Consider the following 15,285-nt stretch of genomic DNA (forward strand, 5'->3'; position numbering starts at 1 on the left):
TTGCTGCATCAAAATGAAAAAGGCGGGAAATTTCCCGCCTTTTTCGTTTGTCATGGATCGAACAATGACGAGCGCAAAGAACTCAGGCTGCCCTTGCTGGCGCGATGGGCTGCAAGCTATGCCTCCAGCATGAGGAAATACGGTCGCACCTTTCATCTGCCGATATCGGTCGGAGCCACCAGCGACGACAAGGTCATGGCGTCGCTTGAAGGACTAAGGGTGGCTGATCTTGTGGTCACCGAGAAGATGGATCGAGAGAACACAACCCTTCATCGCGATGGCTCTCACGCGCGCAGTCCCGATAGCCGTTATCATCCATCCCGAGACTGGCTGAAGGCATTTGCAGCAAATGTTTCACCGCAACTTGCTGACGATGAACGGATTGTCGGCGAGAACCTCTATGCCCGACATTCGGTTGCGTATGATGCGCTGCCGTCATTTTTTCTTGGCTTTGCATGGATCATCGGGACCGAGATTCAACCGTGGGATTTGACCCTGGCCCGGTTTGAGGAACTGGGCATCACTCCTGTTCCCACGCTCTATCGTGGGCCTTTCAGCCCCAACCTCTTCGATGATCTGGCTGCGTCCCTGGATAAGGCCAAGCAAGAAGGCTTTGTGGCTAGGGTTGCCAAAGCATTTGCTGAGGCAGACATGCCCATTCGCATGGGCAAATATGTACGGGCAGGACATGTCCAGAGTGAAACCCACTGGATGAAGGGCAGAACTGGTCACCAACCGTCTGGCAGGCGGCTAAGATTCCTGGGTCTCAAGCGCCTCGCCGGGTTCGGTCAGATCACCGAATCCGTCCAGCCCACAACATCCTTCGCCGCCTCGCCGAAGGCGCTGTCGAGCGCGTTGACATAGGCCGGATTGCCGCTGCCCGAGACGGGAGCGGATGCGGTGAAGCTCTTCGAGGCGCGCACCTCGCCGTTGCGGTCGTTCAGGATGCGCACGAAGAGATTGACCTCGGCATGCTCGCCACCATTGACGCGGACTTCGAAGGAGCGGATCTCGACGATCACCTGGTAGTCGATCGCCAGCCCCTCGCCCGGCTTGCCGACGCCGGCAAAGCTTCCGGAGCGCTGGAAGGTTTCGGCGAGCCTCGCCTGCACGATCAGCGGCAGCCGGTCGGCCCATTGCGCGCCCTTAAGATACTGGATCGAGCGATCTGACGGCTTGATGACGATGTTCTGGCTGTCCAGCGCCTTGAGCGCGGATGGCTGGGCGATCAGGATCTGGCGGCGGCTGTGGCCATGCGCGTCGATCGACGGGGCGGACAGCTCGAACGTATCGAGTGGCGCCGGCTTGCCTCCCAATGCCGCGCAACCAGCCAGCGTCAGGCCAAGCAAAACGACTGCCGATCTATACCCACCCAACCCGAACGTCACGCGTGATCCCCACTGTCCCCGGATCGTATGATGAATCCGCATCCGCGGTCCATGTAATTGCTGCGGGCGGGCACGGAAGTCAACGCCGTGCCCTGCCATCGAACTGCCGGACCTCGCCGTCGCCGCCCGACAGGATGCGCTGCGGGTTGCGGCTGAGATCGGTCACCGCCTCTTCGATGCGGCTGATCGAACGCCGGCTGTCCTGGACCAGCGCCTCGACATTCGACAGGCCCTGGCCCGAGAAGCGCGCAATATTGTCGGTGATCGTGCCAAGCCGGGCGTTCAGCGTGTCGGCGACCTGCTTGAACGACTTCAGCGTGTCCCTGGCATCGGCCATGACGCCGTCGGCTTGGCCCGAACCGAGCAGCGTATCGACCCTTTTCAGGATGCCGTCGACGCGCACCGAGGCATCGTTGAGGCGCGACGCAAGCTGTTTGGCGTCCTTGATCGTCTCGTCGATGTCGTCGGCCCGGTCGGCGAACTTGTCGGTCACCTTGGCGATGTCGGCGGCGGCCTTGTTGGCATTTTCGCTGGCCTTCTGAATGTTGGCGAGCGCCACGCGCACCTGCGCCGGATCGATGCCGTCGAGCACATTGTCGACCTTGGCCAGCGTGCCTTGCGTGCGCGTGGCGAAATCGTTGACCGAGCCGACCGCGGTATCGACGTTCTTGATCACGCCGTCGAGCTGTTCGCTGGTCTCCTTCAGATTGGCGGTGACGGCGTCCACATTGGCGACGATGCTCTTGATCTTGTCCTTGTCGACGGCATTGAGCAGGCTTTCGGCAGCCTTCAGCGTGCCGTCGAGCTTGCCGGAAACACCCTTCAGCTCATCCGACAGCGCGCTGACGGCGGTCAGGAACTTGTCGATGCCGTCGGCATTCCTGGCCAGCGCATCGGAAAATGTCTGGGCGTTCTTGACGGTCTGGGTCAGCGGCCCGCGCACATCCCTGGTGAAACCTTCGAGTTCGGAAAGCACCTTGTCGGCACGGGTGAAGATATTCTGCGCCGTCTGCAGCAGGTTGGTGACCGCCGATGGATTGGCGACGATCTCGGCGGTCCTGCCTTCCTTTGCCGCCTCTTCCAGGAGATTTGGTTCCTTTGGATCGGCGCCCTTCAATTCGATGTTGACCTGGCCGGCAAGGCTGGCGATGCCGATATCGGCCTGCGTCGATTTGGTGAGCGGCGTTGTCTGGTCGATCTCGGTCGTAGCAATGGCGGCATTGGGGTCATTGCGGTCGAAATAGACGCGCTTGACCACCCCGACCTTGACGCCGTTGAACAGCACCAGACTGCCGGGGCCGAGGCCGGAGGCCGAACCCTGAATGCGCACGCGCAGCTCCGCCGTCTCGCCGCGATCACCGATCTGGGCGGTCCAATAGACGAACCCGAACGCCGCCAGGATTGCAGCCAGGGTGAAAATGCCGACAATTACGTAGTTGGCTCTGGTTTCCATTGCCCCACTTATGTCTATGCGCGCGCGGCAAGATCAAGTTGCCGAGCGCGTTTTCCGCGGAAATAGGATTTGACCCACGGTTCTTCGCTTTTCAGCATGTCGTCGATCGTGCCTTCGACCAGGATTTTCTTGTTGCCGAGCACCGCCACGCGGTCGCAAGCGGTAAACAGCGTGTCGAGATCGTGCGTCACCATATAGACCGTCAGATCCATCGTATCGCGCAGCTTGACCACTAGTTCGTCGAATTCGGACGCGCTGATCGGGTCGAGGCCGGAAGTCGGCTCGTCGAGGAAGACGATGTCGGGGTCGAGCGCCAGCGCCCGCGCCAGGGCGGCGCGCTTGATCATGCCGCCCGAAAGCTCCGAGGGAAATTTTTGCGCGGCGTCCGGCGGCAGGCCGACCAGTTCGATCTTGAGCAAGGCCAGCTCGTCCATCAGTTTCTTCGGCAGATCGAGATATTCGCGCATCGGCACCTGCACGTTTTCCTGCACGGTCAACGCCGAAAACAGGGCGCCGTGCTGGAAAAGCACGCCAAGCCGCATATCGATGCGCAACCGTTCGATGTCGCTGGCCTTTTCGAGGTCGAGGCCAAACAGCTTGATCGTGCCGGACTGCTTGTGCAGCAGGCCGAGAATCGTGCGCAGCAGCACCGATTTGCCGGCGCCCGAGGCGCCGACGAAACCGAGGATTTCGCCGCGCTTGATGTCGAGCGCCAGTTTGTCGAGGATCAGCTTGTCGTCCAGGGCAACGGTGATGTCGCGCACCGACAGCACGATATCGTCTTCTTCCATTCCCTGCACAGCCTTGGTCGCCTTTGAGTTTCTGCGCATCATGTCAGAACTCGATCGATGCGTAGAAGATGGCAAAAAGGCCATCGAGGATGATGACAACGAAGATCGATTTCACAACCGAGGCGGTGACGTGCAGACCCAGCGATTCGGCGCTGCCGCCGACCTTCATGCCTTCTACGGAAGCAATGGTGCCGATGATCATGGCCATGAACGGCGCCTTGATCAGCCCGGCGAAGATGGTGCTGATATCGATCGCGCCGCGCAGCCGGTCGATGAAGGCCGTCGGCGCAATACCGGAATAAAGCCAGGCGGCTAGGATGCCGCCGCCAAGAGCGGCAAAATTGGCGACGATGGTGAGACAGGGCAGCGCGATCACCAGCGCCACCAGGCGCGGAAACACCAGCACGCCGATCGGGTTGAGGCCGATGACCTTCAGCGCGTCGACCTCCTCGCGCATCTTCATCGAGCCGATCTCGGCGGTGATGGCGCTGCCGGAACGGCCGGCGATCATGATGGCGGTCATCAGCACGCCGAGCTCGCGCAGGATCAGCACGCCGACCAGATCGACAACGAAAATGTTGGCGCCGAAATAGTTGAGCTGGTAGGCGCCCTGCTGGGCGACGATGGCGCCGACGATCGCCGACATCAGCACCACCACGGGGATGGCGCCGACACCCATGCGATCGATCTGGTTGAAGATCGCCGCCGGATTGATGGCATGGCCGCGCCCGAGCTTCATCTGGGCGCCGCCGATGGTGGCGCCGAGGATGTTCATCGAGGCGAGGAAATCGTCGCGCATCTCATAGATGCGGCGGCCGACCGCCTCCAGCCCGCGGAGGATGATGTTGGGGCGCCGGACGCCGCGCGATTCGGGCTCGCGCCGGACAGCTTCGCCAACGGCGCCGAGCAGGATCGAGGCGACATCGCTTTGCCCCTGCATCTTGATCTCGACACCCTTCTTTTCGAAGACACTGACCAGGCGATCGATCAGCCAGGCTCCGGCGGTGTCCATCTTCTCGATGTGGGAAAGATCCAAAGCGAGCGTCTGGAAGCCTTTGCGCTGCTCGATCTTGCGCATCTCGGCGTCGATCAGCGCCACTGTCGTCGTCGTCCAGATGCCGGAGAAAGCGCAGCCGAGGACGCCGCCCTCCTCGCCGACCGCAACGCGGGGCTGGTGGTCGGCCTCCTTGGCGGCGTTGCCGCTTGCGTCGCGTTTGCCGATGGTCAACATGGCGTCCTGTTTAGCCTGACGGGTCGTACCTGTCGATTTGCCGACGACGCGTTGTCGCATAGCCGGAGCAGAAAATTATGGCGCGTGTCATTTCGGTTGAGGCCGAGCGTTTTCCCATTGCCGGCACCTTCACCATCTCGCGCGGGTCGAAGACCGAAGCCGAAGTCATTAGCTGCACGATCAGTGATGGGGACAATCGCGGATGGGGCGAATGCGTCCCCTACAAGCGCTATGGCGAGACCATGGAGGGGGTGCGCGACGCCATCGAGGCCATGCGCCGGCAGATAGAAGGCGGCATCAGCCACAAGGACCTGCTCGATGCGATGCCGGCGGGTGCTGCCCGCAACGCCATCGATTGCGCCTTGTGGGACCTGGAGGCGAAGATCAGCGGCGTTGCGGTCGCGGACGCCATCCACGCTGTGCCCTTGTCGGCGCTGGAGACGGCCTACACGCTGTCGCTAGGCGAGCCGGAGGCAATGGCGGCGCAAGCCCGCGCCAATGCCGGGCGGCCGCTGCTCAAGGTCAAGATCGGCGGCGACAACGACATGGCCCGCATCCGCGCCGTGACCGAAGCGGCGCCCGACAGCCGCATCATCCTCGACGCCAATGAAGGCTGGACCGATGCCAACATCATCGAGAATCTCGCTTTCGCCGCCGAACATGGCATAGCCCTGATCGAACAGCCGCTTCCCGCCGGCCATGATGCCATCCTGCGCCACATCGCGCATCCGGTGCCGATCTGCGCAGACGAAAGCGTCCACGAGGCGAAGGACCTCGAAGCGCTTGTCGGCCTCTATGACGCCGTCAACATCAAGCTCGACAAATCCGGCGGCCTGACCGCCGCCCTTACCCTTCGCAACCGCGCCCGGGAGCTGGGATTCGGCGTGATGGTCGGCTGCATGGTTGGCACGTCGCTGGCGATGGCGCCGGCAGTGCTTTTGGCGCAAGGCGCCGACTTCGTCGACCTCGACGGTCCGCTGCTGCTTGCCCGCGACCGCCAGCCCGGCCTCGTGTACCAGGGGTCGCTGGTGTCACCGCCTGACAGGATGCTGTGGGGCTGAACGCGCGGCGAGCCCGATCAGCGCCAGGCCGACGATGGCGATCGGGATCATCGCCAGGAAGCCGTCGACGCCGTAGCGCTCATAAAGCGGGCCGGACGCCAGCGTCACCGCCGCCATGAAGAAGCCGTTGAAGAAATAAGCAATGCCTTGCGCGGCACCAGTGCGCTCTTCCGAAACCGTTTCGCCGATCATCTTCTGCAGGCCGATCAACACCATCGCCACCGACACCGAATGCAGGGTCTGGACGCCGAAGAAGCCGGCGACGCCAAGCCCGAGTGGCCAGATCAACGGAAAGGCGATCCAGCGCACGATGGAGCCGACGCCGGCGATCAGCATCACCTTGACGACTGAGACGGAGGCAAAAATACGGTTGAAAAACACGAACATGCAGACCTCGGCCACTACGCCCCAGGCCCACAGCAGGCCAACGACGGAATCGCTGATGCCGACCGATTTCCAGTAGATGGAGACAAAGCCGTAAAGGAAGGCATGGCTGGCGGTGATGATGCCGACGCCGAGGGTGAAATACAGGAAATACGGATTGAGAAGGCTCGGCGCCTGATGCTGGATATCGGCGGCAGATAGCGGCGAAGCGCGGCGCGGGCGGCCAAGCCGCGGCGCCAGCAATCCGGCGACGAGCGCGGCACACAATGCCGCAAAGATGATTACCGGCACGGCCTGCGGGCTCGTCCAGGCGAGGATAAAGCCGCCTGCGACATTGGCGCAGAGATAGGATATCGAGCCCCATTTGCGCATCGCGGTGTAGTTCGAGCCGAAGCGGCGCACACCCGACAGCGCGAGCGAATCGGCGATCGGCGAATGCGGCGTCCACACCACCGTCAGCGCCAGCGATACGGCAAGCACCATGGCGTAGGTCGGGTTGAGGAAATAGCCGGCGGAAAGCACCATCGTCGCGGCCACCAGCGCGATATAGACATCCGCCCTGTCCTTCGCCCGGTCGGCCAGCGCGGTCAGCAGGGGTGTTGTCACCACGCGCAGGAACATCGGCGCCGCCAGGATGATGGCGATCTGCTCGGCGTGGAAACCCTGGGCATGCAGCCACAGCGGGAAATAAGGCACATGCGTTCCCAGCGACACGAATAATGTCGCGAAGATCAGACTCATGCGCAGTTCGAAATGGCGCGGCTTGACGAGTTGTTCGGGCGAGAGCGGCGGCAGCGACATGAATCGATCCAATTACGCTGCACAAAAGGCTGCAACGCAGATCGATCCCTTAACATGCGCGAAAGCGGTCCGAAACTGCCTGGACCAGTCGATTAACAGGAGGGTTATGCCGCTTCGACGACCCTGTCTTCGATCAGCAAGGGGATGAACGGCTCGTCCGGTACTTCGGGCAGCACCAGCGCCCAGTGGATGATCTCCATCTTGCCGTCGAAATGTTCGACCACCGCCGTGCAGCTCTCTACCCAGTCGCCGGTGTTGATGTACTGCACATCCTCATAAGTCTCGATGGCGGCGTGATGGATGTGGCCGCAGATGACGCCGTCGACATGCGAGCGGCGGGCCTCCTCGGTCAGCACCGTCTGGAACGAGCCGATGAAGTTGACCGCGTTCTTGACCTTGACCTTGGCCCAGGACGAGAACGACCAGTAAGGGAGACCCAGCAAATGGCGGAGCTTCGTCACCACGCGGTTGACCATCATCGCGGCGTCATAGGCGTAGTCGCCGAGGTAGGCCAGCCAGCGTGCATTGTGGACGACGGTGTCGAACTGGTCGCCGTGGATGACCAGCAGGCGCCTGCCATCGGCGGTTTCGTGGATGGCGCGGTCGGCAACGACGATGCCGCCGAAATGCACGCCTTGGAACTGGCGCGCGAATTCGTCGTGATTACCGGCGATATAGGTGATCGAGGTGCCCTTTCGCGCCTTGCGCAGCAGTTTCTGGACGACGTCATTGTGGCTCTGCGGCCAATGCCAGCTGCGCCGCAGCCGCCAGCCGTCGACGATGTCTCCGACGAGATAGATGATATCGGCGTCGTGATACCGCAGGAAATCGATCAGGAACTCGGCCTTGGCCGCCTTCGATCCGAGATGCAGGTCGGATATGAACATGCTGCGGAAAGTGCGGGTTTCTGTACCGGACATCAGATCGTCACCGTTGCTTTCGCGCAGGCTATGCCCCGATTCATGCAACAACCGTATGACGGTTGCGATTGGGCCAGCCAAAGGGCTAGCGTGCCGCGCCATTCACAGGAGAAAATCGTCATGGATCTTGGCATCAAGGGCAAGAAGGCCATCGTCTGCGCATCGAGCAAAGGGCTTGGCCGCGGCTGCGCCACGGCGCTGGCCGAGGCCGGTTGCGATCTCGTTGTCAACGGCCGCAATGCCGAGCTGCTGGCAAAAACCGCAGCCGAACTGCGCGAACGCTACGGCGTGAAGGTGACCGAGATCGTCGGCGACGTCTCGAAACCCGACGTGCAGCACGCGCTCCTTGCCGCCTGCCCCGACCCGGATATCCTGGTCAACAACAATGGCGGCCCGCCCTTGCGCGATTTCCGCGAGCTCGACCGCGCAAAGATCCTCGAAGGCGTGACGCAGAACATGGTGACGCCGATCGAACTGGTGCAGGCCGTGATCGACGGCATGGCCAAGCGCGGCTTCGGCCGCATCGTCAACATCACCTCGCTGTCGGTCTACGTCCCGATTCCCGGCCTCGATCTGTCGTCCGGCGCGCGAGCCGGGCTGACTTCGTTCCTCGCCGGCGTGGCACGAACGGTGATCGACCGCAACGTCACCATCAACAGCCTGCTGCCGGGCAAGCTCGACACCGACCGGCTGCGCGGCCCGCATGAGGCCGGCACGATGGAAGACCCGGCAGCGGCCGCAGCGCGCAAGACCCGCATCAGCGCCGACGTTCCGGCCAAGCGGCTCGGCACGCCGGAAGAGTTCGGCCAGATCTGCGCCTTTCTGTGCTCGGTCCATGCCGGTTATCTCACCGGCCAGAACATCCCGGTCGATGGCGGCCTCTATGTCAGCGCGTTCTGAAGGGCTCGATGGATAATCGGCAGGATTTCAGCGCAATCATCTGAAATAGTTCGATCTTTCCGGACCGGGTTGTTTTAGCCGCCCTTGCGTCATTTGGCGTCGCGAAAAACCATTTTTGCGTGCTAAAAGGCTGCAAAGCAGGTTTGAGGGAGCGGCCGCATGGAAGGCGAGAACAAGAAAACGGCACGTTCGGACCTCGACGAAGCCGCCCTCTACTTCCACAAGCATCCAAGGCCGGGAAAGCTCGAGATTCAGGCAACCAAGCCGCTCGGCAACCAGCGCGATCTGGCGCTGGCCTATTCGCCGGGTGTTGCCGCGCCCTGCCTCGAAATCCGCGACAATCCGGCAACCGCGGCCGATTATACAGCGCGCGCCAATCTGGTCGGCGTCGTCTCCAACGGCTCGGCCGTGCTCGGGCTCGGCAATATCGGCCCGCTCGCCTCCAAGCCGGTGATGGAAGGCAAGGCGGTGCTGTTCAAGAAATTCGCCGGCATCGACGTCTTCGACATCGAGATCGACGCGCCGGGCATAGAGCGCATGGTCGAGACGATCTCGGCGCTGGAGCCGACTTTCGGCGGCATCAATCTCGAGGACATCAAGGCGCCCGAATGCTTCGAGGTCGAGGCGCAGTTGAAGGCCCGCATGGGCATTCCCGTCTTCCATGACGACCAGCATGGCACCGCCATCATCGTCGCCGCCGCCGTGCTCAACGGGCTGGAATTCGCCGGCAAGACCATTTCCGACATCAAGATCGTCACCTCAGGCGCCGGTGCGGCAGCGCTCGCCTGCCTCAACCTGTTGGTCTCGCTTGGCGCCAAGGTAGAGAACATCTGGGTCACCGACCGCTTCGGCGTCGCCTACAAGGGCCGCACCGACGAGATGGATCGCTGGAAAGACCCCTATGTGAAGGACACCGAGGCGCGCACGCTGGCCGATGTGATCCCTGGCGCCGACGTTTTTCTCGGCCTGTCGGCCGCCGGCGTGCTGAAGCCGGAATTGCTTGATCATATGGCGCCTAAGCCGTTGATCCTGGCGCTGGCCAACCCCAATCCCGAAATCATGCCGGAGGTCGCGCGCGCCGCTCGTCCGGACGCGATGATCTGCACCGGCCGTTCCGATTTTCCCAATCAGGTCAACAACGTGCTTTGTTTTCCTTACATCTTCCGCGGTGCGCTGGACTGCGGCGCCAGCGCCATCAACGAGGAGATGAAGATGGCCGCGGTCCGGGCGATCGCCGCGCTTGCCCGCGAAGAACCGTCCGACGTCGCCGCCCGCGCCTATTCCGGCGAGACGCCGATCTTCGGACCCGACTTCCTTATCCCCTCGCCCTTCGATCCCCGCCTGATCCTGCGCATCGCGCCGGCGGTGGCCAAGGCTGCCTGCGACACCGGCGTCGCGACCCGGCCGATCACCGACTTCGCCGCCTATATCGACCAGCTCAACCGCTTCGTCTTCCGCTCCGGCCTAGTGATGAAGCCGGTGTTTTCCTCGGCCAAGGCGTCGACCGCCAAGCGCGTCATCTATGCCGACGGCGAGGACGAGCGCGTGCTGCGCGCAGCCCAGGTGGTGCTGGAGGAAGGCATTGCCGAGCCGATCCTGATCGGCCGCCCGCATGTCATCGAGGTCAGGCTGAAGCGCTACGGCCTGCGTATCAAGCCGGGCGTCGATTTCGGCCTGATCAACCCGGAAGACGATCCGCGCTACCGCCATTATGTCGACCTGTTGATCGAGCTTGCCGGCCGGCGCGGCGTGACGACGGAGGCCGCGCGCACCATGGTGCGCACCGACAATACGGTGATTGCGGCACTGGCGCTGAAGCGCGGCGATGCCGACGCCATGATCTGCGGCCTCGAGGGCCGTTTCGAGCGGCATCTGCGCAATGTGACGCTGGTCATCGGACCACGCGCGGGCGTCAAGGACCGCGACCTGTCGACGCTGTCGATGCTGATCTCGCAGCGCGGCATCATCTTCCTCACCGACACCCATGTCTCGGTCGACCCGACGGCCGAGGAAATCGCCGAAATGACCATATTGGCGGCGGAGGAAATCCAGCGCTTCGGCATCGAGCCGAAGGCAGCGCTGCTGTCGCATTCGGATTTCGGCTCGCGTGATTCTCCCAGCGCGCTGAAGATGCGGCAGGCAGCGGCGATCCTGGCGCGCGTTGCGCCCGACCTGCAATGCGACGGCGAGATGCATGCCGATTCAGCCCTGTCGGAGCATCTGCGCCAGCGCGTCTATCCGCATTCGCGGCTGAAGGGCGAAGCCAATCTCCTGGTGTTCCCCAACCTCGACTCCGCCAACATCACGCTGACCGCGCTGCGCACGATGATGGACGCGCTGCATGTCGGGCCGATCCTGCTTGGCACCGACAAGCCGGCGCATATTTTGACGCCGTCGGTGACCTCGCGCGGCGTCGTCAACATGACGGCGCTTGCGGTGGTCGAGGCGGCGCACAAGGCACAGGCGGTGGTTCATTTCAACTGACGCCGTCAGGCAGGCACGAAACGGTAATGCCCGGTCTGCTTGAAGGCGAACAGCGTGTCCTCCTCGCGGGCGCCCGACCCGATATTGTGGATGACCAGCGGCCTTCCCGGCACGTCCGCCGAGCGTTCGGATGAGACGATGACGATGTGCGGCAGGTTGCCGGGCAGCATCTGGGTGACAAGATCGCCCGGCTGAAAGTCGGCAGGATCCTCGCTTACGGCCAAGGAAGCACCCTTGCGCCCGAAAAAGGCGGCAAGGTTGCCGACCCGTCGGTGATCGATGTTGCGGTCGGTCGCTTTCAGACCCCAGGTCTTGGGATAGGCGGCGAAATTGGCGGCCATATCCTCATGCACCAGTTTCTGCAGGTCGAGATTGAAGGCGCGGCGATAGGCGCGCACAATGACATCCGTGCACACGCCCCTATCCGGCGCGACGTCGCCGCCGGGATAGCCGAGGCGGACATAGGCCGGGTCGTAGAAGGTGGTGACGCCGATCTGCTCACGCCCGGCTTCGACCAATTTGCTGCGCCAGTCCGGAGCGGCTGGATTTTCCTGCGCCCGGACGGCGGGCGCCGCCAGGCACAACAGACCGAACTGCAGCGCGGTTCGACGGGTAATCGCGATCATGCCAGCTCCCCGGGGCATTGCTGGATCGTGGGATAATTCCGGGGCGATTGCGCCTTTTTCATGCAGCGGTGAGATCGCACAGTTGCCGCCCTATCCAAACGCCTCCTGCAACGCGTCTATGGGCTAAGACCATCTTTGGTTGTAGATTGAGGGAACGGTTAACGGCGAATCCGGTAGACAGGCAGGCAAGCGGGGTTCGGGCAATGACGGGCGGACGATGGAGGCTGAAGCACCTGGCTGCGCTGCTCGGAGCGCTTGTGCTTTCGGCCGTCGCCACCACTGAACCGCAGGCCGCCTCCCGCGTTTGCCGTCAACTGGAAGCCGAGCTTGCTTCTTCATCGAATGGCGGCGGCAATTCCAGCATGGTGCGGAAGTATGACAAGGCCATCTCCCGCCAGTTCGAACAGCTATCAAAGGTGCGCGGTCGTGCGAGCGATGCGAATTGCGGGTTTTCGCTGTTTTCGCGCAATGTCAGCCAATGTGCTGCGCTGAACAGCAGCATCGATCGCATGAACGCCAATCTCGATGCGTTGCAAGCCAAGCGCGCGCAGCTTGCCGGCGGCGGCTCGCGGCGCGACCGCGGCCGCATCCTGGCCGCGCTCGACGCCAATGGCTGCCGTGACGAGCCCGCGCCGCGCCGGGAGCCGCTGCAGGAAGCCAGCCGCGAACCCGACGACGGCAATCTGTTCGACCAGCTTTTCGGCGGCAACCGGCAGATCGACACGCTCGATCAGCCCGATGATCCCGGCGAGGAGCGCAATGTGCGCCGGGTGCTCAATCAGCCCGGCGTGCCGGATTTCCCGACGGTCGGCGGCGAGTTCCATACGAGCTGCGTGCGCACCTGCGACGGCTATTTCTTCCCGATGTCGAACTCGGCTTCGCTCGGCGATTTCGAGCGCGACCAGAAGAATTGCGAATCGAGCTGCCCCGGCACCGAAATGCAGGTGTTCTATTCGCGCGGCATGGAAGACGATTCGGCCAACATGACGTCGTCGGTGACCGGGAGGCCCTACAGCGAGTTGCCTACCGCTTATCTCTACAAACAACCCAACCAGTCGCGGCCGCAGGCATGTGGCTGCAACGCGCAGGCCGGAAATTTCAAGATCATCGGCGGTAACCCGCCACCGCCCGAGCAGTTTCAGCCCGATATTGAGACCACGCCGTTCATTCCGGTGCCGGCGGCCAAACCCGATCCGGGCGCGGATCCGGAGACGCTGGCGAACGTACAAGGCGGGCTCGACCGCGCCGCCATCAAGCGCCTTGCCGTCAAGCCGGTGGTGTCGCCGGTGTCGCTGATCCCGCCGGACCAGCGCAAGGTCAGGGTCGTCGGGCCAGCGTTCCTTCCCGACCCAGCAGCGGCAATAGATCTGCAAGCTCCGGCCCGGAAGCAAGTCCGGTAAGCGCCAGCCTGAGCGGCATGAACAGCGCCTTGCCCTTGCGGCCGCTGGCTTCCCTGATCCTGGCCGTCCAGTCTTTCCAGACCGTACCGGTCCACGGCTCTTCCGGCAACAGGTCGAAGGCCTGCTGCAGGAAGTCGCGATCCTCGTCGGAAAATTCCGGCGCGGGCTGCGGGCCGTCGGCAAGGATGCGCCACCAGCCGACCGCGTCGCTCAGCCGGTCGAGATTGCCGCGCACCGCCAGCCAGAACGGCTCGGCCTTGTCGCCGGAGATGCCGAGCACGATCAGCCGATCCCGCGCCTCGGAAAACGGCATGTGGTGCATGAGCGCACGATTGAGCACGAACAGCTCGTCCGGGTCGAATTTGGCCGCCGATTTCGACGTGGCGGCGGGATCGAAGCGCGCGGCCAGTGCCGGCATGTCATGCACCGCTGCGACATTTTCCGAGGTGCCGACAAGGACGGCCAGCGAAGCCACAGCCATCGGTTCGATGCCCTCCTCGCGCAGGCTTTCGATCGACAGCGCACCGCTGCGCTTCGACAGGCCCTCGCCCGAGGCCGTGGTCAAGAGATTGTGGTGGCCGAAGACAGGCGGCTCGGCGCCCAATGCCTTGAACAGCGCGATCTGCACGCCGGTGTTGGTGACGTGGTCGTCGCCGCGGATGACATGACTGACCCCCATCTCGATGTCGTCGACGACCGAAGGCAGCGTGTAGAGATAAGTGCCGTCCTCGCGCCGCAGCACCGGATCGGACAGTGAGGCCAGATCGACGGTTTCCTCGCCGCGCACCAGATCGTTCCAGTGCACTTCGGTGCGTTCGGGCTGCAGCGGATCGCTGGTGAAATTCGGCAGCAGAAAGCGCCAGTGCGGCCGGCGGCCATCGGAGCGGTATTCGGCGATCTGCTGCTGCGAAAGCGCCAGCGCCTCGCGGCCATAGACCGGCGGCAGGCCGCGCGTGCGGCGCACCTTGCGGCGCAGGTCGAGTTCTTCGGGGGTCTCGTAGCAGGGATAGACAACGCCGGCTCTCTGCAGCCGCTCCACTGCCGCGTCGTAAGTTTCGAAGCGCCGCGACTGGTATTCGGTGGCGTCGGGAAAAATCCCCAGCCAGTGCAGGTCGTAGAGGATGGCGTCGGAAAATTCCTGCCTCGAGCGGGCAATGTCTGTGTCGTCGAAGCGCTGAATGAAACGGCCCTTGTTGTTCATGGCAAACAGCCAGTTGAACAAGGCGGTGCGGGCATTGCCGATATGAATGCGGCCGGTTGGTGAGGGGGCAAAACGGACGGTAACTGTCATGGGCGGGGCGTAACGGATGCTCTTGGAATTGACAAGACGCGCCCCCGCGCGACGCCAAAGACATAATGCACGCCAGCTAAAATGAAAAGGCTGTGAGCCAGAATCCGGCCGGGCCTGTCTCGGGTGAACCGCTCACCAGCGGTCCACGCCGGCAGAATCGGGCTTTCCTCAGCCGCTTTTTGTCCCCGTTATCCACATATGTGACACACAAGATGTTGGGGTCACAAAAGCTACGCAAACGAATCCTTGACGACGCAAACCGAGTCGCCTTTTATGTGCCATGTGCTCTTGTTGAGGGCGCGACCGGAGAGTTTCGAGCCCGGTCATTTTCCCGGATTTTGTGCGTTTTGGCCATGATTTCCGCCTGTTTACGAGGCTGGCGGAAGCGTTGGATCGTGGGGGCTTCGGGAGCGAAAAGGGAGATTTGTCGGACTGGAATAAATTGTCTGTTAACACTATATTTAGTGTTTGCAGGCAGGTTCGACGCTAGATAGTGTGAATTTCCCTCGGTCGAGGGAATCGAGGAAAAATTCAGTTTTGAGGGACCCGCAGGGT

General features: G+C 62.8%; 13 protein-coding genes. 5 read left to right on the plus strand and 8 right to left on the minus strand.

Annotated features, from left to right (window positions below):
- Positions 1 to 864, plus strand: coding sequence for an RNA ligase family protein (locus tag NLY43_RS02225; protein ID WP_245264037.1), 864 nt, complete (start codon positions 1 to 3; stop codon positions 862 to 864).
- On the opposite strand, the gene NLY43_RS02230 is transcribed toward NLY43_RS02225, so the two are convergent.
- From NLY43_RS02230 to NLY43_RS02245, 4 genes are read right to left on the minus strand one after another with little or no spacing between them, the layout of a single operon-like run.
- On the minus strand, positions 789 to 1,430 hold the full coding sequence (locus tag NLY43_RS02230) for an ABC-type transport auxiliary lipoprotein family protein (RefSeq protein ID WP_444849013.1): 642 nt from the start codon (positions 1,428 to 1,430) through the stop codon (positions 789 to 791). The genes NLY43_RS02225 and NLY43_RS02230 overlap by 76 nt on opposite strands.
- Positions 1,431 to 1,467: 37 nt before the next feature.
- The gene (locus tag NLY43_RS02235) at positions 1,468 to 2,841 is read right to left on the minus strand and encodes an MlaD family protein (RefSeq protein WP_023699351.1); all 1,374 of its coding nucleotides are present in this window, start codon (positions 2,839 to 2,841) and stop codon (positions 1,468 to 1,470) included.
- A 14-nt stretch (positions 2,842 to 2,855) separates the two neighbouring features.
- A complete protein-coding gene (locus tag NLY43_RS02240) occupies positions 2,856 to 3,674 on the minus strand; it encodes an ABC transporter ATP-binding protein (RefSeq protein WP_023684944.1) in 819 nt (272 codons plus the stop codon).
- A 1-nt stretch (position 3,675) separates the two neighbouring features.
- The gene (locus tag NLY43_RS02245) at positions 3,676 to 4,863 is read right to left on the minus strand and encodes an MlaE family ABC transporter permease (protein WP_023708615.1); all 1,188 of its coding nucleotides are present in this window, start codon (positions 4,861 to 4,863) and stop codon (positions 3,676 to 3,678) included.
- Positions 4,864 to 4,940: 77 nt separating this feature from the next.
- Here NLY43_RS02245 and dgcA point away from each other — a divergent pair, with 77 nt between their 5' ends.
- A complete protein-coding gene (gene dgcA / locus NLY43_RS02250; protein WP_023711447.1) occupies positions 4,941 to 5,924 on the plus strand; it encodes an N-acetyl-D-Glu racemase DgcA in 984 nt (327 codons plus the stop codon).
- On the opposite strand, the gene NLY43_RS02255 is transcribed toward dgcA, so the two are convergent.
- Complete coding sequence (locus NLY43_RS02255; protein ID WP_023711448.1) at positions 5,895 to 7,109, minus strand: MFS transporter; 1,215 nt, start codon at positions 7,107 to 7,109, stop codon at positions 5,895 to 5,897. The two genes, dgcA and NLY43_RS02255, sit on opposite strands and share 30 nt — an antisense overlap.
- Before the next feature lie 104 nt (positions 7,110 to 7,213).
- Entirely contained in the window at positions 7,214 to 8,029 is an 816-nt protein-coding gene (locus NLY43_RS02260) for a UDP-2,3-diacylglucosamine diphosphatase (RefSeq protein WP_023694171.1), read from the minus strand.
- A 120-nt stretch (positions 8,030 to 8,149) separates the two neighbouring features.
- Here NLY43_RS02260 and NLY43_RS02265 point away from each other — a divergent pair, with 120 nt between their 5' ends.
- The gene (locus NLY43_RS02265) at positions 8,150 to 8,929 is read left to right on the plus strand and encodes an SDR family oxidoreductase (RefSeq protein ID WP_023694170.1); all 780 of its coding nucleotides are present in this window, start codon (positions 8,150 to 8,152) and stop codon (positions 8,927 to 8,929) included.
- A gap of 159 nt (positions 8,930 to 9,088) precedes the next feature.
- Positions 9,089 to 11,413: an NADP-dependent malic enzyme gene (locus NLY43_RS02270; RefSeq protein ID WP_023694169.1), complete on the plus strand. Its 2,325-nt coding sequence runs from the start codon at positions 9,089 to 9,091 to the stop codon at positions 11,411 to 11,413.
- Positions 11,414 to 11,418: 5 nt separating this feature from the next.
- Here NLY43_RS02270 and NLY43_RS02275 read toward each other — a convergent pair whose 3' ends face one another.
- Entirely contained in the window at positions 11,419 to 12,039 is a 621-nt protein-coding gene (locus NLY43_RS02275) for a DUF1287 domain-containing protein (RefSeq protein WP_023711449.1), read from the minus strand.
- A 203-nt stretch (positions 12,040 to 12,242) separates the two neighbouring features.
- Here NLY43_RS02275 and NLY43_RS02280 point away from each other — a divergent pair, with 203 nt between their 5' ends.
- Complete coding sequence (locus NLY43_RS02280; RefSeq protein WP_023711450.1) at positions 12,243 to 13,439, plus strand: DUF2865 domain-containing protein; 1,197 nt, start codon at positions 12,243 to 12,245, stop codon at positions 13,437 to 13,439.
- Here the strand turns inward: NLY43_RS02280 and gltX are convergent.
- Positions 13,357 to 14,730, minus strand: a complete 1,374-nt coding sequence (gltX, locus tag NLY43_RS02285; RefSeq protein WP_023684934.1) for a glutamate--tRNA ligase — start codon at positions 14,728 to 14,730, stop codon at positions 13,357 to 13,359. The genes NLY43_RS02280 and gltX overlap by 83 nt on opposite strands.
- Positions 14,731 to 15,285: the final 555 nt, after the last annotated feature.

It is taken from the genome of Mesorhizobium sp. C416B, assembly GCF_030323165.1.
Taxonomy (GTDB): Bacteria; Pseudomonadota; Alphaproteobacteria; order Rhizobiales; family Rhizobiaceae; genus Mesorhizobium.